The organism is Massilia sp. Root335, from assembly GCF_001425685.1.
GTDB classification, from domain to species: Bacteria; Pseudomonadota; Gammaproteobacteria; order Burkholderiales; family Burkholderiaceae_D; genus Telluria; species Telluria luteola.
Window position 1 is genome coordinate 597,486 of sequence record NZ_LMCY01000003.1, and the last position, 18,080, is coordinate 615,565.

Annotated in this window: 13 protein-coding genes; 3 read left to right on the forward strand and 10 right to left on the reverse strand. The window is 68.7% G+C overall.

All coding sequences use genetic code 11. The features are described from left to right. Positions 1-6: 6 nt before the first annotated feature. Genes ASC93_RS03050 through ASC93_RS03070 form a run of 5 tightly spaced genes read right to left on the reverse strand, consistent with a single transcriptional unit; the run spans position 7 to position 4,047 of the window. The gene (locus ASC93_RS03050; RefSeq protein WP_056436670.1) at positions 7-1,332 is read right to left on the reverse strand and encodes a sensor histidine kinase; all 1,326 of its coding nucleotides are present in this window, start codon (positions 1,330-1,332) and stop codon (positions 7-9) included. Beyond that, positions 1,329-2,357: an ATP-binding SpoIIE family protein phosphatase gene (locus ASC93_RS03055; protein WP_056436673.1), complete on the reverse strand. Its 1,029-nt coding sequence runs from the start codon at positions 2,355-2,357 to the stop codon at positions 1,329-1,331. The genes ASC93_RS03050 and ASC93_RS03055 overlap by 4 nt, the downstream gene beginning before the upstream one ends. After that, a complete protein-coding gene (locus tag ASC93_RS03060; RefSeq protein ID WP_082547715.1) occupies positions 2,345-2,812 on the reverse strand; it encodes an anti-sigma regulatory factor in 468 nt (155 codons plus the stop codon). Before ASC93_RS03060 ends, ASC93_RS03055 begins: the two co-directional genes overlap by 13 nt. Continuing rightward, positions 2,812-3,168 (reverse strand): STAS domain-containing protein, encoded by a 357-nt coding sequence (locus tag ASC93_RS03065; protein WP_036230674.1) that lies wholly within the window; start codon positions 3,166-3,168, stop codon positions 2,812-2,814. The genes ASC93_RS03060 and ASC93_RS03065 overlap by 1 nt, the downstream gene beginning before the upstream one ends. Positions 3,169-3,177: 9 nt before the next feature. Then, a complete protein-coding gene (locus ASC93_RS03070; protein ID WP_056436676.1) occupies positions 3,178-4,047 on the reverse strand; it encodes an STAS domain-containing protein in 870 nt (289 codons plus the stop codon). Positions 4,048-4,302: 255 nt separating this feature from the next. Between ASC93_RS03070 and ASC93_RS03075 the strand changes: the two genes are divergently transcribed. Further along, a complete protein-coding gene (locus tag ASC93_RS03075) occupies positions 4,303-5,040 on the forward strand; it encodes a response regulator transcription factor (protein ID WP_056436679.1) in 738 nt (245 codons plus the stop codon). Between the two features lie 15 nt (positions 5,041-5,055). Here the strand turns inward: ASC93_RS03075 and ASC93_RS03080 are convergent, their stop codons facing one another. The 4 genes from ASC93_RS03080 to ASC93_RS03095 all read right to left on the reverse strand — a co-directional run bounded on the left by ASC93_RS03080 (position 5,056) and on the right by ASC93_RS03095 (position 12,238). Further along, complete coding sequence (locus ASC93_RS03080) at positions 5,056-5,589, reverse strand: RNA polymerase sigma factor (RefSeq protein ID WP_056436682.1); 534 nt, start codon at positions 5,587-5,589, stop codon at positions 5,056-5,058. A 107-nt stretch (positions 5,590-5,696) separates the two neighbouring features. Then, positions 5,697-6,155 (reverse strand): toxin co-regulated pilus biosynthesis Q family protein, encoded by a 459-nt coding sequence (locus ASC93_RS03085; RefSeq protein ID WP_056436685.1) that lies wholly within the window; start codon positions 6,153-6,155, stop codon positions 5,697-5,699. Positions 6,156-6,235: 80 nt separating this feature from the next. Continuing rightward, the gene (locus ASC93_RS03090; RefSeq protein WP_056436688.1) at positions 6,236-10,390 is read right to left on the reverse strand and encodes a hypothetical protein; all 4,155 of its coding nucleotides are present in this window, start codon (positions 10,388-10,390) and stop codon (positions 6,236-6,238) included. 51 nt (positions 10,391-10,441) lie between these two features. Beyond that, positions 10,442-12,238, reverse strand: a complete 1,797-nt coding sequence (locus ASC93_RS03095) for a hypothetical protein (RefSeq protein ID WP_056436690.1) — start codon at positions 12,236-12,238, stop codon at positions 10,442-10,444. 253 nt (positions 12,239-12,491) lie between these two features. On the opposite strand from ASC93_RS03095, the gene ASC93_RS31275 reads away from it, so the two are divergent. Both ASC93_RS31275 and ASC93_RS03105 read left to right on the forward strand, forming a co-directional pair. After that, positions 12,492-15,680 carry a hypothetical protein gene (locus tag ASC93_RS31275; protein ID WP_162251785.1) on the forward strand — a complete coding sequence of 1,063 codons (3,189 nt, stop codon included), beginning with the start codon at positions 12,492-12,494 and terminating at the stop codon, positions 15,678-15,680. After that, positions 15,677-16,987: a diguanylate cyclase gene (locus tag ASC93_RS03105; protein ID WP_056436696.1), complete on the forward strand. Its 1,311-nt coding sequence runs from the start codon at positions 15,677-15,679 to the stop codon at positions 16,985-16,987. Before ASC93_RS31275 ends, ASC93_RS03105 begins: the two co-directional genes overlap by 4 nt. Here ASC93_RS03105 and ASC93_RS03110 read toward each other — a convergent pair. Further along, a complete protein-coding gene (locus ASC93_RS03110; RefSeq protein ID WP_056436699.1) occupies positions 16,984-18,078 on the reverse strand; it encodes a type IV pilus twitching motility protein PilT in 1,095 nt (364 codons plus the stop codon). The two genes, ASC93_RS03105 and ASC93_RS03110, sit on opposite strands and share 4 nt — an antisense overlap. Between the last annotated feature and the right edge of the window lie 2 nt (positions 18,079-18,080).

Consider the following 18,080-nt stretch of genomic DNA (forward strand, 5'->3'; position numbering starts at 1 on the left):
CGTTCCTCAGATTCCATCGTTGCGCGGCGCAGGGTTGGCCGGGAAGAGGCGCGGCAGCACGAGGCTGAAGGTGGAGCCCACGCCCGGCTGGCTGACCACGTCCACGCGGCCGCCCAGGAGTTCCGCCAGCTTGCGGCACAGGGGCAGGCCGAGGCCCGTGCCCTTGCTGCGCCGTTGCAGCGGATGTTCGATCTGGCTGAACTCTTCGAAGATCAGCTGCAGGTTGTCCGGGCTGATGCCGATCCCGGTATCGGCCACCGTGAAGGTGATGGTGTCGGCGCCGGGGTCGTGGCAGGCCGCCACGGTCACCGCGCCCTGCTCGGTGAATTTCAGGGCGTTCGAAATGAAGTTGCGCAGCACCTGCGAGATCTTGCCCTCGTCCGAATCGAACGGCGCGCTGAAGTCGCCCGGCTCGAAGACCAGCTCCACGCGCCCCTCGTCGACGAGCGGGCGCAGCATCCCCTTGAGCGCGCGGAACAGATTGTCGACGACGACCGGCGCCACGTGCACCTCGACCCGCCCCGCTTCGATCTTGGCCAGGTCGAGCAGGTCGTTGACGAGTTCCGACAGGTCGGCGGCGGCGGCCTCGATGTAGCGCACCTGGCGCTCCTGCTCCGGCGTCAGGTCGCCGTCCATGCGGTCCAGCAGCAGCTTGGCCAGCGCGCGGATCGACGACAGCGGCGTGCGCAGCTCGTGGCTCGTATTCGACAGGAAGCGCGACTTCATCTCGTCGGCGCGGCGCAGCCGCTCGGCCTTGTCCTCGATTTCCGCGTACAGCGCGACGATGCCGCGGTTCGTGTCTTCCAGCTCGCGCGTCAGCGACAGCAGGTCTTCCTGGCGCTCGCGCAGCTCGGCCAGCGTGGTGACCAGTTCGCGGTTCTGCAGCTGCAGCTCGTTGTACGTGTTCGCGACGGGGCTGTCCTTCGCCAGCTGCGCCGCGATCTCGGACAGCCGCCCGCTGCCGACCCAGGCCTGCGGCGGCAGCAGCTTGCGCATCGTGATCATGCCGTCCGCCACCTCGCAGTCGTCCATCAGGCGGTGCGCGGTCACGATGGCGTCGTCCGGCAACTGCCCCTGCGCGCCCGTGCCCGCGCCGATCGTGACTTCAAGGTACTGGCGCCGCTCGACGTCGCGGATCAGGAACCCGGCGCGGCCGCCGAACGCGACCTGGCAGGCGCCGCGCGCGACCTCGGAGACGGCGGTGGCGATGCGCACCTGGTCCTGCTGCGAGAACCCGAGCAGGTGCGACACCTGGCGCGCGCGCTGGCGCACGAGCACGACGTCCTGCTCGTTGCCCAGGCCGATGGCGAGGATGCGCTGCACGTTCTTCACGACATCCTCCGGCGCGCGACCAGCACCATCGCGTCGTCGCGGCGGCGGATGAAGTCGCGCATCAGCACGGCCGCCACGAGCGCGGGCGCGCGCACATGCAGGCCGGGATAATCGCCCAGGTCCCACTGCGACTGGATGCCGTCCGAATACAGCACGCACAGCGCGCCGGGGGGAAACGGCGCCACGAACTCCTGCACCTTGCGCATGTTGTGGCCGACGATGCCGTTGTGCGAGACGAGCGCGCGGCGCGCCGTGCCGTCGTAGACCAGACCGCCCACGTTGCCGATGCCGGCGAAGCGCACGTCGCCGCCGCCGTAATCGATGCGCGCCACCGACAGCGCCGCGCCGCGCGTGAGGCGCAGCAGCTCATGCGCCGTGCGCAGCACCTCTTCCGGCGCGGCGGACGGCCGCTTTTCCAGCGCGTGGATCGCGCCCGCGGCGGCCTTCGCGGCTTCCGGACCATGACCGAGGCCGTCCACGCCCAGCACCGTCGCGCCGTCCGGATCGCAACTGACGGCCCAGCCGTCGCCGCAGGCGTCCTCGCCCGCGAGCGGCGTGCACAGCGCCCCGACCTCCATGCCGCACGGCTCGGGCGGCGCCGCGCCCCGCCACACGCGCATGAAGAAGGCGGCGCCGCGGCCGTGCTGCGTCCAGACGTCGAATTCGTCGGCCTGGCGGCGCAGCGCACCGAGGCCGGTGCCGGCGGTTCCGGCCGTCGAAACGCCGTCGCGCAGGGAAAATTCGAGGTCGCCGATGCCGGGCCCGTTGTCGACGGCGACCACGTCCACGCCCGGCATCGCGACGCCGGACTGGGTGCGCATGATCGTGACCGTGCCCTCGCCCGCATGCTTGAGGATATTGGTGGCCGCTTCGGTGATGATGATCGCGAGGCGGCCGGCCTTGACGTCGTCGAAGCCGAGGGCGTCCGCCAGCTTCTGCCCGGCGCGGCGCGCGGCCGCGACGTCGCTGGCGTGGGTGATCGGGAAGTTAAGCTGCGGATACAGCGAGCTGATCAGCGTTTCCATTTGACGACCGACACCGCAGTGCCCTCTCCCGCACGGGAATCGATGTCGAATTCGTCGACGAGCCGCTTCGAGCCGCCGAGGCCGAGCCCGAGCCCGCCACCGGTCGTGTAGCCGTCGCGCAGCGCCGTCTCGAGGTCGGGAATGCCCGGTCCGTCATCGACGAAGATCAGGCCGACGCCCTTGCGGAAGCCGTCCGTCAGCGCGTCGAGGTAGACCATGCCGCCGCCGCCGTACTTGAGCGTGTTGCGCGCGAGCTCGCTGGCCGCCGTCACCAGCTTGGTCTGGTCGACGAGCGACAGCGCGATCGCGACGGCACGCTCGCGCACGTGCTTGCGCAAGGCGACGACGTCCTCGTCCGAACGCAGCGGCAACGCGGTGCGTTCGGTGCGATGCTGGCGGTGCCGCTCGAACAGGTCGGACTCGAAGCTCACCGGGTTGTTGAGAGCCGCGCTCATCAAAAATTAGTCTTTCCCAGCAGGGCCATGCCCTTCTCGACGTTGAGCGCGGTCTTCACGCCATGCAGCGTGAGGCCCAGTTCGACCAGCGTGATCGCGACGGCCGGCTGCATGCCGACCACCACGGTCTGCGCATCGAGCACGCGCGCCATGGCGGCCGTGTTGCTGATCATGCGGCCGATGAACGAATCGACCAGGTCGAGGGCCGAGATGTCGATCAGCACGCCCTTGGCGCGGTCGCGCACGATGCGTTCGGTCAGGTCGTCCTGCAGGGTCATCGCCAGGCGGTCGTGCATGTCGACCTGGATCGTCACCAGCAGCAGGTCGCCCATGCGGAGAATCGGGATGCGTTCCATGCGCGGTCCTTATGCCGTGGCGTGGCGCTTGACGATCGACGTGCCGGTGCGCTCGAGCGCGACGACGAACGCGTCCGCCAGCGTGGCCTTGGTCATGACGTCCTCGAGGTTCACGCCCAGGTGCACGATGGTCTGCGCGATCTGCGGACGGATGCCGCTGATGATGCAGTCGGCGCCCATCAGGCGCGCGGCCGCGATGGTCTTCATGAGGTGCTGCGCGACGAGCGTGTCGACGGTCGGCACGCCGGTGATGTCGATGATGGCGATCGCGGCGCCGGTGTCGACGATCTTCTGCAGGATGTTTTCCATCACGACCTGGGTACGCGCCGAATCCAGCGTGCCGATCAGCGGCAGCGCGAGGATGCCGTCCCACAGCTTCACGACGGGCGTCGACAGCTCCAGCAATTCCTGCTGCTGGCGCACGATGATCTGGTCGCGGGCGCGCTGGAACACCTCGATGGTGTACAGGCCCAGCTTGTCGAGCAGCGAGCTGATGGTCCACGACGCATTGGCCAGCGCGGCCGGATCGCCGGCGAATTCCTGGTTCAGGCGCACGAACAGCGGCTGCTTCAGCGAGAACACGAAGGTCGCCGTCTCGCTCGGGGTCGAGCCGTTCCTGGCGCGGCTCGACGAGATCTCGCTCAGGATGTCGCGTACTTCATCCCACGAACGATGTTCCATGTTCTGCAGCTCGCCGCCGCGCGTGCCGTGGGCGAACGCGGCCAGGAACTGCTGGCAGTGCTTGCGCAACTGGTCTTTCGAGACGACGTTCGACCGCACGGTCAGCGCCTCCAGCTGCTCGCCCCATTCCGCGCCGATGTCGGCCTCGTGATCCTGGATGAGCTGGCTGATGCGGTTGGCGTAGTCCTGAGTCGTCATCTTTCGTCCTTTTTGGGTCGTGAAAGGTTGTGCCCTTTGGAGGTATCTACTCTCCGGGCAATTCTGTCAAATGACCGACTATACCATTCATTTCCTGGATGACAAGGCACGATTGGACAGGGGCCGGCGACTCATTCAACAGGACAAAATAACCGTTTGCAATTATGATAGTCATCATTCACGTCGACCTCGCCATCCGGCACGCATCAAGCGGCGTCGCCCCTACCGAACAATCGGGCTCAGTTAAAGATGCGAATGAATATTGCATGTCTCATAACCAACACAGCCGTTCTGAAAGTGGTCCGTACCGCATTCATGCAAGCCGGTGCCGAATGCGTGCATTTTACGTCCGAGGTCGTCCTGTTCCGTGCCTTGCTGCGGCAAAAATTCGACCTCATCTTCATCGACCTGGACGTCGCGCCGACACCGGATGACGCGATCGTGTCCTGGCTTAACTGCCGCTCCGGCAACGATACGCCGGTCCTCGCCATGTCGCCCGTACGCGATGCCCACATGGCCGCACTGGTGCTCAATGCCGGGGCCGACGACCTGCTGGTCAGGCCGTTCGAAACGGTCGAACTGCTGGCGCGTGCGCATGCGCTGGTCCGCCGCAGCAATCCGCGCAGCGCACGCCGCCGCATCGAGCTGGCCGGTTTTTCGCTCGACCGCGAAAGCAGCAAGTTTGCCTACCTCGGCACGCCGATCATGTTGACGTCGCGCGAGTTCGGTCTCGCGTGGATGTTTTTTTCTTCGCCCGGCGTCTATATCTCGCGCGAGACGATCGGCACGTCGATCTGGAGTTCGGACAGCGAGGTGGCCGGCCGCACGATCGAGCAGCACGTCTACAAATTGCGCAAGAAGCTGCAGCTGGGCGTCGAACGCGGCGTCAGCATCCGTACCGCGTACGGCCAGGGGTATCGACTGGAACTGTCGGGGCAGCAGGCCGGCGCCCTCCCCGCCGGCGCCGAACCCGGACCGGACGTGCCGGCATAGCATGACAATGCCCGGCTAGCGGCCGCATCCCGCGCGCACCGCGGCCCGGACGCGCGACACGCGCGAACGGACAGTACCCACGGGAATCTGCAATTCGCAGGCCGCCGCTTCATAGGTCGAGCCGCCATCGAGCACCGCTTCGAACGTCGCGCGGATCCCTGCGGGCAGCGCGGCGAGCATCCCGTCCACCATGGCCGCCGTCTGGCGCCACTCCAGCGCCAGCGCCGGATCGCCGTGGACGTCGGCCACCTGCGCCAGCGCCGCTTCGTCGAGCGCGTCGTGGGCCTGGGCGCAGGTGCGGCGCACCTGGTGCCGCGCGAGGTTCAGGGCGATGCCGAACAACCAGGTCGACGGCTTGGAGAGCCCGGCAAAACGGTCCGCGCACCGCAGCGCTTCGATGAAGGTCTGCTGGACGACATCTTCCGCGTCCTCGGCATTGCGCATGTAGCGCTGGACGAACCGCAGCAGATGGCGGTGATGCGTGCGGAACAGCTGGTCCATGTCCAGGGCGGGCGGTGCGCCGGCGGCGCCATTCGGATCCATCGTCATGTTCGATCTCCAGTAACGTTGCGATGGATCAAAGATACCCGTCGATTTCGCGCAAAAAGCCGATCCGTGAGGATTGCTGAGACATTGAGAATTGTTGAGCTTTGGCCTTACCTGGCGACGATGCGCAGGACGCGGTTGCCGTCGTAGAAAATCGCCTTCATGGGCGTGTCGGCCGTCGACATGCTGCCGGCGACCGCCTCCACCGCCGCGGTGAAGCTGCCCTTGATCTCGGTGCGCGCCGACACCGCGTAGTCGACCGGCAGCTCCCACACCAGCTGCCAGCCCGCCGCCTCGGCCCAGCGCGTCAGCGCGGCCTTCAGCGTCCTGTCGGCCGGCGTGACGTCCCACGAAGACACCGCCGCCGCAAGCGGCGCGGCGGCGGCGGCGTCGTCGCAATCGTCGTCGTCCAGCGCCTGCGGCCTGACAGGGGTGGTCGAAAAGAACGCGCCGGCGGCCGGCGCGGGACCCTCGGCGCGGGCCCCGGCACCGGCCAGGCACAGCGCGGCGCCCAGTACGACGGCGGACAGCGTGCCACGGGCGCGCGATGGTTGGGTTACCGGATGCATGATGGACTCCTTGTTCAGTGGTGACGGACTCACGATGAGTTGCGCCACGCCGCATCCGGTTCGCCCGTGCGCCGGCTGTTTCACGCGGCGCCGCCGGTCGTCGCGGCCTGCCCGCGCTCGCGTGCCTGCGCGCGCACCTCCGCCAGGCTTTCGTTGACGATCGCGGCCTGGAGATCCGTCAGCGGGGTGCCGACGTGACGCACGTCGACCAGGCGGTCGGCGGTGGGCTGCAGCGTCGCGGTGCGGGTGTCGGGAATCGGGTCCTCGGTCATGCCCTTGGTTTCCCGGCGCTTGAAGACGAGCGGCGTCTTCCAGTTGAACTGGGTGGCCTTGTTGTTCATGTCCCCGGCCGCGACCAGGTACTTGACCGCCTGGTCGCGCTGCCCTTCGAACATGTCCGCATTGACCGCGCGCATCACGACCGCCATCCCATGGTGTCCCGCCGCCTCGGCATTGGCGATGGCCGCGTCGATGCCGCGGTGGGCCCATTGCTGCTTCGATTCCAGCTTCACCGAGAAGCGGTCGGTCTTGTTTTCCATGAGGGCACGGACGAAGTTCATCAGCACTTCGCCGCACATCTTGCCGATTTCCTTGTCGACCATCTGTGTCTTCACCTGGTCGACCGTCGTGCCGGCGAGCTTTTCCACGAGGGCCGTGTGCAAGTCCTGCTTGAGCGACAGCTCGGTGGCCAGGGCCGCCGCCGCGGACGCCGGCAACGGTTCTTCCTCGATCTCGGCATGCGGATCGCTGCCGGCGAGCCGGCGTTGCAGCACCGCGATCTCGGCCTGCAACCGGGCGATGTCCTGCTGGCGTTCCGCGAACTTCGCCTGCGCGGGCTCGGCCAGCCGGGCCATGAGCTGGTCGCGGAATCCCTTGTCGACGACTTCCTGGACGCGGTTGCTGACCGACGGCATCGCTTCGAGCAGCACTTCAATCGCCTTGTTCATGTCGCGGCTGTAATCGCCGTATTCCGACTTGTAGGCCTTCAGCTTGTCGGTACCGACCGGCTTCTTGTCCTTGTATTCGCGGCCGCCGACGTTCGCCGTGAGCGAGCCCGTCGCCCCGGCCTGCACCGGAACGCCGAGCAGCTTCTTGCCGTCCGTGATGCCGGTCTTCTTCTTCGCCTCGGCGGTGGTATGGCGGGTGTTGATGCCGAAGAAGGCGTCCGTGATCCAGGTCTTCTTGACGGTGTCGTAGAATTCGCGCGCCTCTTGCTGGTTGCTGGACGCCATCTTGTCTTCGTTCACGGTGAACTTCATGGTCGCACCGACGCCCGTGCGCACCGGGTCGTTCTTCCCCTTGGGCGAGGCGCCGAATTTTTCCTTGTTGTACTTGAGCGCCACGCGGCCGGGCGTGAACGCATTCTCGTTGCTGACGGTCGAGTACTCGCGCACCTCGTCGTCGATCGTGAAGGGCGAATCGAGCTTGTCGCACAAGGCTTCATAGGCCGACCCGTATTGCTGGTATTCCGGCTTTTGCGGGTCCCAGTCGACGAGGATGTCGACTGCCTTCTTGAGCTGCGTGCGCGCTTCGTCGAGGTCGCGCAAGCCCTTGACCGGCTCGATCGAGAACTTCAGCACGACCGCCGGGTCGGTGCGCTGCTTCTCCTCCTTCTTCCAGCTGATGCCGGGGAAGCGTACGTCGAGGCAGGTCTTCTTGAGTGCCTTTTCCGCGTGCGCACTCAGGATCTCCGGCGCCATCGATGCGCCCAGGCTGGTGCTGGCCGCCTTTTCCGACATGCGCCCCAGGGTCAACTGCACGCAGTCGTTATTGGCCTGCACGTTGACGATGGTGCCGGCGCTCTTCGAACTCCCGAAGGTGGCGCTCAGGCTGGCGAACGGGATCGGCAGGACCAGCGGAATGGCCATCTTGAACTGCCTGGCGTTGATGGTATCGGTGCGGTCGCCCAGCGCGGTGCGGTCGATGGCATCGTGCAGGAACGTGCGGATCTGCTCCGGTCCCTCCAGCGCGCGGCCCTCGGCCAGCCGCACCAGGTTGCCCAGCGACGCCAGCCGTTGCATGGTGTCGCCCCGTTCCGCTTCGGGCAGGACGCCCTTCACCGCATCCTGCAACAGCGCCAGCGCGCCGTGCCCCGTCTCCAGGTCGCGCAGCAGCGGCGCGGCGGCGCGCGCCACCGAGACGTCCGTTCCGGCCGCCTCGAGGATGGCTTTCTTTTCCTTGGCCTTCAGCGGATTGGACCAGATTTCGCTGCCCGAATTGAAGGTGCCTTCCTTGCGCGTGAATGCGCGCTTGGCGGTGGTCAGGAGTTTCTCCGACCCGCGGTGCTTGCTCATGTAGTCGCACAGCGCCGCCAGCAACCTGGCATTGCCCTGCTGGGCGAGGGGCGCGCCGGGCCGGGCCAGCGTGGCGTGGGCGAGCCCCTTGAAATCGGCCAGCACCTGGGTGAACTGCGCCCTGGCCTCGTCCGCCACCACGCCGCGCCCCTTGGCGTCGAAATGCTGGTGGACCTGGTCGACCATCGTGCTCGGCAACGCCATCGTCGTCTTGAAGCCTTCGAAGGCCTGCACCACGTTCTGCAGGTTGTCGTGGTGCCAGACCGCGCTCTTGACCATGGCCCAGTCGCGCCGCTCGGGCGTGCCGACGGCCGGTTTCGCGCCGGTCGCCAGTTCGTTGCGCATGGAGGTCATCGCCGAGAGCATGCGCGCCTTGTGCGCCGCGTCGCCGTTGGGCTCGGCCGCGAGGCGCTGGTGCTCCCGGGTGCAGCGGAAGAACGTCTGCACGTCGCGCCAGTCGACCCTGGCGGCGCGGTGCTCCGGGTTCGCCGCCAGCAGCGAGTTGACGGCATCGGGCAGCTGGTGCGCGCCCATCTGCCAGATCGCCACGAGATCCTGCTCGCCCTGCGTGGGCGGCGTGCCGGCGGTCCGGCTCGCGACGGTGGCACCGATGATCCGGTGCACGCTGTCGTCGGCCAGCGACTTGTAGACGTCGATGCAGCGGTCCGGATCCCCGCCGGTCACTTTCTCCGCCATGTCGACGATGTGCATCAGCTGCGCCGGCGCCAGTTCCGCATCCTTGTGCAGCGTATCGCCCGCGCTCTGGCGCAGCTTCCCGGCGAGCGTGGCAAGCACCTGGCGGGTTTCCGTGCGCTGCGCCGGATTCATCGCCGTCAGCGCGGGCAGGTGCGCGACCAGGTCGTCCATGCAGGTCTGCTGCATGGTCACGACGCGCGCCTTCAGGGGGGGCACGGTGTCGCCGAGCAGCTTGTCGGCAATCGAGAATTTGTCGCCGAGGTCGCGCAGCTTGACCGCTTCCCCCTGCCAGTGCCGCGCTTCCGACGGCAGCGGCGCCGTGCCGGGGAGCTCGTACGCGCGCCCGGCGGTGAGGTCGCGCACGCGGCGGCCCACCAGCGCATCGCGCACCGCCGCCCGGTTCTCGTCCAGCTCGCCCGGCGCGGACCGGTTCTCCAGCCTGGGCCCGGCGACCTCCATCGCAGCCACGCCCTCCAGGTACTTGGCGGGCAGCTCCAGCTGGCGGGCCAGTGCCGGCATCATCAACGCCATGCCCTTGGCGCGCCCCTGGTCGCTCACGTGATCGTTGAGGGTTCGGTAGCCGTGGAAAAACTTTTGCACGGATGCCCCGATCAGGTCGAGGCGCGCACTCTCGTAAGCCGTCTTCGTCGCCTCGGACGGCGCGTGCGCGAACGCCGCCAGCGCATGGTCGGCCGCCGCACGCACGTCGTCGATGGCGTCGGCGGCGATATCGCGCTGCGCGACGCCGCGCCGGGCCAGGGGCGTTTGCGACTGCTGGCGCAGCTCGGCCACTAGCCCCTTGAGCGTGGCGACGGTCGCATGGATGGGCGAATCGGACGGCGCCGTATCGGCGATCTCGCTGGCCGTTTTCAAGCGCGATTCCAGGACGGCCAGCCGTTCGACGACGGCGTCCGTCTGCGCCACGACCTGGCGCGCCTGGTCCGGCACGCGCGTCCGGTTGCGCTGCTCGGCGCGCGCCAGCATCGTGTCCAGGCTCTTCGTGCCGGACATGCCGGTCTTGGCGGGCGGCAGGTCGTACGTGCGCCAGTTCGAGCTGATCTTTTTCTTGTCGCCGTTGAACTTCCACGTATTCTCGGTGCCCTTCGTCCCCAGGATGTTCAGGCCGATGGTGCCGCCCAGCTTGCTGATCGTGATCTTGTTGCTCGGCTTGATCGTCCGTGCCGACGGCAAGCCGCCCGGCTGGGCGGCAAGGCTCGCCGTGGTTGGGGCCTTAACTTTGGTCATCTGACTCTCCTGATGTGCGACTGCGGGACGAGGGCAACGGCGGCGACGTGCTTACGTGGCGCCGAACATCCGGCGCAGACGGGACGGCCGCGATTTCTTATCGGTGGCGGTCAGCGCCGCCACCCGCGCATCCTGCTGGGCCTTGATCTTCTCCAGATGCGCCTTGACCTGGGCCGGCGTCTCCTTCGGACGCGGCGCGGCGGCAAGCCGTTTCCCGTTCACGTCCACGCCCGCGCCGGCGTACGCCGCGTCGCGTGCCGCGCGCAAGGCGCCCGGATCGATGTGGGGCCCGGCATTGACACGGCTGTCGCCCGACGCGCGCAGGCGCTGCTCGACGAATTCCGGCGTGAGCACGTGCTGCTCGAACGCGCGCACCTTCGGGCGCGCATCGACCAGCAGGCGCTCGTAGTTCCCGGTCTTGACGGCGATCCGCGCCTCGGGCGTCAACTTGTCCAGCAGGGGCTGGTAGAGAACCCCGGTCTCTTCCCAGGTCGCCTTTTCCTGCGGATTGAGCGCGTCCGAGCCGAACAGGAAGCGGTCGGGATGATCGTTGATCAACTGCGCCCAGGCCTGCACCGATTCGTGATCCGGCACTTCCTTGCCCTCGGCGTCGGTCTTGAGCACGATCTGGCGCGCCACGCGCGACCACGAAATGTCGATGTTGATGTGCTTCATTTCCGGGTTCGACAGGATAGCGCGCAGGTTGTTGGCATGGTCGACCGGCTTCTGGACGAAGCGTCCGACCCCGCCGCAGTGCGCCCAGATGATGGTCGTATCGCGCGTTTCGGGCGAGGCGAACAGCTGTTTCAGATTGTCCAGATGCTCCGGCTGGCCAACGCCGTTGGCGCGCTGGTTGGCGGTCGAGTCGACGTCGCAGTGCAGCACCACCGGCATGCCGACCACGCCGGCCGTCGCCACCAGGTTCTTGAACGATTGCACGTTGTCGGTCAGGTTCGCCTGGCGCGCGCCTTCATACTGGCTCTGCACCAGTTCCTTGTGAATCGTCACCTCGCCCACGCCGGTGAACATGCCCGGATGCGTGGCCAGTTTGAACAGCAGCGCCTGCGGGCTCAACGGCGAACCCAGGTGCAGGCCGGTGACCATCGGATCGAGCCGGTCGCGCTCCGCGTGGCTCAGCCTGGAAATATTCATGAACAGCGCGGTGTCCGCATCGACCTGCTGGTTCAGCATCAGGTGCGCGCTGCCCTTGATGGTCTGCTCGACCTCGGCCGTCAATTCCTGCGGCTTGATGTTGGCGAACTGCGCCGGCACATAGTACGACTCGGCCGGGATGTGGTTGTGATCGCCGTGGTCGCCGCACGGCATGACGTCGGTCGGAATCGGCGACATCACGGAGCGGTGGATGCCCACCTGGTCCATCATCTCGAGCATCTGGCGCGGCACCATGCCTTGCTGGGTGTAGTTGGTGGGGTGGAAGTGCGAATCCGACATCCAGTGGCCGGTCGTGAGCCTGTCGGCATGCGCGCCGGGCAGGCGGGATTGCACGTCGCCCTGCTTCATCTTCTCGAGCGTGGTGGTCACGACGCCGACCAGCTCGGCCGACTTGCGCGGGGAGCCCGGGTGCGCGCCCTCGGCCTGCGCCGGCAGCTCGGCCACCTTCACCGATGCGCTCAGGTCGTCGAAAATGCGGGTCGTGGCGATCCGGACCCGGTTGCCCGCACCCGCGGAGGATTTCGGCGCCGAGGTGCCCGGGGCGCCCGGCGCGGCCAGCGCCGAGCCGCCCTTGCTGCGCGAGGCGCGCGGAGGACGCGAGGTGGATGGCTGGTTTCCTGCCGGGTCCAGTGTCGGCAGGGACGAATGCGAGTGTGCTTCGTTAACGCGTGTCATTTGGTTTCCTTAAATAAGAGCCGCACAACGGCTGTGCGGCGCGAGGAAAGCTTAATCAGGCACTGGCGTGCGCGCGGCGCCGCCAGCGAAGCGGGGCCACCGCAAGCGAAGCGCCGGCCAGGCTCGCGCGGCGCTTCGCTGGCGGACACGGGAGTTCGCCGCGCGCCCGCCGCCCGCGCGCGGCGCCGCCCCATACTTGGCCTGCCTCGGCAGCCTGCCCCGTGCACGCGCCGCCCACTTTCCAGAGACGCTCATGCCAACCCCGACCCGACTTTCCGGCGCCAGCTCATCCGACATTCACGAGATCGCCCACCCGAACGACACGCCGGTGCAGCCCACGCGCCCCGAGCCGACCCGACCCTCGCCCAGCCGCCGCAACGACGGCTGGATCGCGGCCATGAAGCGCAAGCTCGCCCCGCGCCCGATGACCACGTCGAGCTCCGTGCTCGGCAGTGTCACCAAGGCGCGCCCCATGACAGCGCGCGCCAAGCTCGGCCTCGCGCCCGACGAAGCGCACAAGCCGGACCCGCGCGCCACCACGCAGGCGGTCGCCCTGCGCCACGGGCGCAACGTCGCCCAGACCGTCGGCGGCGCCGCCCAGACCGGTCCGGCGCGGGTGGCGCCGGACATGCCCATCGTCGAACCGGGCGGCACCGAGGCCGTGGCCGCTGCCCTGTTCAATCGCGCCGGCGTGGGCGACAGCCATGTGCTGCCGGCCCGGATCGCAGCCGACCTGCGCCTCTACCTGGCGGCGCCGGCGCACGCCGGCGCCGATGTGGCGGCCGAAGCGGCCGGGCGCCAGGAGCTGGTGCTGCGGCGCATGTCCCAGGCCTTCGGCAACGACGCCGCCGCCGCGCGCGCCGCGCTGGACGGACTGGTGGCCGCTCCCGCGCCGCTGGCCGTCGAGGATGGCGCGTTCGAGCTGGCGCGCCGGCTGGCCGCCACGGCGCTCGGCCATTCGACCTTGAACGCCTTGTGCGCGCTGGACCGCCCGCGGCCCGCCGATACCGCGCTCGACGCAGCCATGCGCAACGACGCCCAGCGCCTGGCCTTCACGGCCGCCAACACCCTGATCGATGCCTTGCCCGAGGGCGCGCCGCGCCCGGCCAGCCTGGCCGAGGTCAGCGCGATTGCCGTGGCGGCGCTGGCCCCGCACGACCGGCCGCACGGCACGCCGTCGCAGGCGCCGCCGGCGCCGATGAAGGGCAACGTCAGCCTGGCGGCCAAGGCCTTCCTCGCTGCGCATCAACTGGCGGCCACCCCGGAAGCCGAACCCGAACGCCATCTCAAGAACGCTTATTTCTCGTGGCGCTGCGGCTTCACGGAAGAAGGCCCGGGCACCCCGCTGGCGCGGGCCCAGGCGCGCATGTTCAAGTTGTCGCGCTATGCACGGCGCGCCAGCAATCCCGGCATGCTGGGCGCCCTGCGGCGCGCATTCGGCTTCAACAAGTCGCCCATGTCGGCCCTGTCCATGGGGACCGGCGGGGCCAGCCTGCGCCAGCCGGAGGACGACTTCCTCAAGGCCAAGGTGATCCAGGACCTGGGCGACGTGTTGACCGAACGGGCGCAGGCGCGCGGCACCGCCCCGCTCGACGGACGCATCAGCGCCGCGCTCAAGGGCGCCGCGCTCGAGCAGTGGTACACGCGCACCGCGCACAAGGGCTGGCGCGACAAGACGACCGTCACGCCCGCCATGCGCAAGGCCATCGCCGCGCGCGCCGCCGAACTGGCCGGCGTCAGCGTGAGCGAAGTCAAACTCAGTCCCGCCTATCGGGAGCTCAAGGGGACCCGCTCCGTGCTGCGCCCGCGCGGCGGCGCGCAGCTCGACGTGGCCACCCTGCGCCGGTGGATCGGGCAGTGCGCGCCGGACGTCGCCGATGGCGCCGCGCCCGACGAAGCCGCCGCCCTGCACGCCGGTGCCGACCAGCTGGCCACGCTGGAGCACAACGGCGAAGTGCCGCTCGACGCCTCCACCCCGCAGACCGTGCTCCAGAACTTCAAGCGCGTGATCACCGAGCCGCGCATGACGTATGACGTGCGGCTGACCAACGGCGGCCAGTACGGCATCAACTTCAACGTGGCGGAAATGCTCAACCTCCCGGTGATCAAGCACATCCCGTTCGTTCCCTTCGTGCTGGCGGGTCCGGACGTCAAGCTGATGCACGGCCGCATGGCGATGATCAACGGCGGCTCGTCGGCCAACCACGGCCAATTGTTCATCGGCAGCGACCGGCGGGTCTCGGGCCACCTGGGCGCCAGCGCCACCGCCGGCGTCACCCTGCTGGGCAAGCGTCTCGTCGCCAGCGGCACGCTGCAGGCGCTGCCGCTCATGGTCGACGCCTCCAGCCCGAAAGGGGTGATGGTGCGCTGCCGCTTCCAGCCGATCGGCCCGGCGCCGGCCGGCCATCCCGATCCGTGGCGTGCAAAGCTGCTGTCGGTGGTCGATGCCGCCACCGCAAGCGGACCGGGCGGTGGCTTGCCGACCGACGTCAACGCCATGTGGGATGCGCTGTCGCATACGTTCTACAAGGACCCCGACGTGTCGCTCAACTGGCTCGAGTCGCGCGCCAGCTCGGTATCGAGTTCGATCGGCGCTTCCGCGGGCCCGCGCTTCCAGCATAACGGCTACAAGGTGGGGCCGAATCTCCAGGCCGGCGCCACCAAGACCTGGTCGACGCGGGTGCGCCGGCAGGAAACACCAGGACCGCTGCGCGCCGAATATGCCAGCAGCGCGAGCGCGCGCCAGGTCGGCGTCGCGGCCACCCTGGTCGCCGCCGCCCCGCCGCTGGGCGACTTTTCCGGGGAGACCGGGCATGTCGCCTCGATGTCGCTGCCGAGCGCGTCGGTGATCGGCTTCGGCACCACGATCCTGCAGTCGGAAACCGGCTCGGTATGGCGCATCGCCGAGGAGGACGGCCACATCGATCCGGCCCTGACCTACCGCGACACGACCTTTACCAGCATGAAGGACATGAAGCGCTACGTCGACAGCCGCCGCGCCGGCTGGGATGCGGTCTACCCCAACCAGCCGCCCGACGCGCCCGATCCGGCCGAGCCGATCGACATGTACCTGGCCCGCGTGGAGGGCGATGCGACGGCGGGCAACCAGGTGTTCGCCGAGCGTGTATGGCTGCGCCCGGATGCGGCCCGCCAGGTCAACGTGCTGCGCGAACTGCGCGACGCGCTGGTGGCGCCGCACGCGCAGCCGAGCCAGGACCAGGCGGCGCAGATCGCCATGCGCAATGCGCAGATCAGCGCCCTGCTCGAATCGGACCGGAGCTGGGACAAGCGCTTTTTCTATTCGCTGGAAATCACCGGCCAGTCGCGTGCGGTCGGACCGAACTTCATGGTGACCGGCCAGCAAGTGTCGGAGGTCGCGCATCCGCACCAGTTGAGCGTGCTGCGCGCCGAGCGCCCGGCTCCACCGGCCGAGCTTCCATGACGCATCTTTCCGACGCACCGGCGCTTGCGCCGAAGCCGGCCAGGCGCATCTGCCTGCTCGGCGACAACGCCCTCCTCGCCCGCGACACCGCGCTGCAGCTGCGCGCGGCAGGCTTCGACGTGGCGGTCGCGACGCGGATCGACCAGCTCGCCGCGCAGCAAGGCCTGTGCTGCATCGTCGTCGACCCGGCCGGCCGCGGCGGCCGGTTCAGCGATCCGGCCTGCGCGGCGGCCATCCGCGCGCAGTGCGCGGTGCCGGTGCCGATCCTGTGGCTGGCCCCGCTGAACAAGTTCGAGACGCGGCTCGCCGTGGCCCGCGCCGGCGTGGATGGCTTCCTTGCCAAGCCGCTGGAGATCGACGAACTGAAGGCACGGATCGAGGCGCTGGTGCAGCGCCTGGACCGGCCGCCCTGCCGGGTGCTGGTCGTCGCCAGCGATGCGGCCCGCCTCGACGGCATCGAAGGGGCGCTCGCGCAGGCCGGGATGGAAGCGCTGCGCCTGCACAAGCCGCTCGACCTGGTCGCCACGCTCAGCCGGCATCATCCGGACGCCATCGTGATCGACGTCGACACGCCCGCCTGCAGCGGCATCGACCTGGCCATGCTGATCCGCCAGGACCCCGGCTTCCTCGACCTGCCCGTGCTGGTGCTGTCGGACGACGGCGATCCCGCCGCGCGGCGGCGCGCCGTGGCGGCCGGCGTGGACGACTTCCTGGCGCCCCCCTGCGCGCGGGCGGACCTGGCGCTCGCGGTCATGCTGCGCGTCGAGCGTTCGCGCGCGCTGCGCGACCTGATCATGCGCGACGGCATGACCGGCCTGTACAACCACGTCGCCATCAAGGAACAACTGCTGCGCGAAATGGCGCGCGGCAAACGCGACGGCAGCCCGCTGGCGCTCGCCCTGGTCGACCTGGATTACTTCAAAAAGATCAACGACACCTATGGCCACCCGGTGGGCGACCAGGTCATCCGCGCGATCGCCCACATGCTGCAGCAGCGCCTGCGCCACGGCGACCTGATCGGCCGTTACGGCGGCGAGGAGTTCGCCGTGATCATGCCGGGGACGACCGCAGCGGCGGCGGCCCGCGTGCTCGACGGCATCCGCGAACTGTTCGGCACCCTGTCCCTCAAGGCCGACGAGACGATATTCCACGCCACCTTTTCCGCCGGCGTGGCGGACCTGGACGCCGCCGGCGGCGGCGCCGATCCCGCCGGCCTGTTCCGCCTGGCCGACACGGCCCTGTACGACGCCAAGCACGCGGGCCGCAACCGCGTCGCGCTGGCGCAGGCGGAGGCCGGACTCGGCTAGCGCATGCCGCCCAGCATGTCGTGCAGCTCGAGACGGTTGTAGGCCGCGCGCATGGCGTCCCGCGCCGCGACCGTCTTCTGCGCCACGAGTTGCGCCAGCACGTCGTTCAGGCTGCGCGACATGGTGTCTTCGCGGCGCCGCAGGACGTCCTCGATCTGGTGCACCTTGTCGGGATCGGCGATGAAGCGCGCCAGCTGCTGGTTGTGATTGAAGAGGATTTCGTGGGCCAGCACGACGGCGTCGCCCTGCTCGCTCGGCACCAGGCTCTGGAAAATCACGCCGACCAGCGAGCGTGCCAGGCCGGCGGCGCGCTGGTCGCGCTGCTCGGCCGGGAAGAAGGCGAGCAGCCTGCTGAGCGCGCCGACCGCGCTGTTGGTGTGCATCGTCGCAAGCACCAGATGGCCCGATTCGCCGGCATGCAGGACCGTCTCGGCCGTGTCCGAATCGCGGATCTCCCCGACCATGAGCACGTCCGGCTTCTGGCGCAACGCTTCGCGCAGGCCCGACGAAAAGGTCGCCGTGTCGGTCGGCACTTCTTTATGCGAAATGATCGACTGCTTGCGCTGCAGCTGGTATTCGATCGGTTCCTCGATGGTGACGATGTGGGCGCTGCGCGTGGCATTGATGTGGTCCAGCATCGACGCGATCGTCGTCGACTTGCCCGAGCCGGTGGGGCCGGTGACCATGATGACGCCGCGCGTCGCCTCGACCATCACCCGGACGTGGGGCGGCAGCCCGGTCTGCGCCAGCGGGATGGGGTGCCGCGGGAGGCGCCGGATCGACACCGTGACCCTGGCGCCGCCGGCGGACCGGTAGACGTTGCAGCGCAGCCGGTAGTCGGTCAGCGCGAACGGCCGGTCGATGGCGCGGTCGGCGATCCTGTTCTTCCAGTCCTCGTCGATCGCGCCCAGCACCGGGACCATGTCTTCGAGCGTGACCGGTTCGGCGCCGGCCTGGCGCCAGCCGCGCGGCGTCTTGATCATCATGGGCATGTCCTGCTCCAGGTGAATGTCCGAAAAACTCTGCTCGGAATTCACCAGGGACACGAGTTCGTCCAGCAAGTCGCGGACAAGGCTGAATGCGTGGGGCATTG

What these genes read in the sequence shown, in the direction of transcription:
- ASC93_RS03055 (WP_056436673.1), bottom strand. Translation starts at nt 2,357, where the DNA reads ATGGAAACGCTGATCAGCTCGCTGTATCCGCAGCTTAACTTCCCGATC.
- ASC93_RS03060 (WP_082547715.1), bottom strand. Translation starts at nt 2,812, where the DNA reads ATGAGCGCGGCTCTCAACAACCCGGTGAGCTTCGAGTCCGACCTGTTC.
- ASC93_RS03065 (WP_036230674.1), bottom strand. Translation starts at nt 3,168, where the DNA reads ATGGAACGCATCCCGATTCTCCGCATGGGCGACCTGCTGCTGGTGACG.
- ASC93_RS03070 (WP_056436676.1), bottom strand. Translation starts at nt 4,047, where the DNA reads ATGACGACTCAGGACTACGCCAACCGCATCAGCCAGCTCATCCAGGAT.
- ASC93_RS03075 (WP_056436679.1), top strand. Translation starts at nt 4,303, where the DNA reads ATGAATATTGCATGTCTCATAACCAACACAGCCGTTCTGAAAGTGGTC.
- ASC93_RS03080 (WP_056436682.1), bottom strand. Translation starts at nt 5,589, where the DNA reads ATGACGATGGATCCGAATGGCGCCGCCGGCGCACCGCCCGCCCTGGAC.
- ASC93_RS03085 (WP_056436685.1), bottom strand. Translation starts at nt 6,155, where the DNA reads ATGCATCCGGTAACCCAACCATCGCGCGCCCGTGGCACGCTGTCCGCC.
- ASC93_RS03090 (WP_056436688.1), bottom strand. Translation starts at nt 10,390, where the DNA reads ATGACCAAAGTTAAGGCCCCAACCACGGCGAGCCTTGCCGCCCAGCCG.
- ASC93_RS03095 (WP_056436690.1), bottom strand. Translation starts at nt 12,238, where the DNA reads ATGACACGCGTTAACGAAGCACACTCGCATTCGTCCCTGCCGACACTG.
- ASC93_RS31275 (WP_162251785.1), top strand. Translation starts at nt 12,492, where the DNA reads ATGCCAACCCCGACCCGACTTTCCGGCGCCAGCTCATCCGACATTCAC.
- ASC93_RS03105 (WP_056436696.1), top strand. Translation starts at nt 15,677, where the DNA reads ATGACGCATCTTTCCGACGCACCGGCGCTTGCGCCGAAGCCGGCCAGG.
- ASC93_RS03110 (WP_056436699.1), bottom strand. Translation starts at nt 18,078, where the DNA reads ATGCCCCACGCATTCAGCCTTGTCCGCGACTTGCTGGACGAACTCGTG.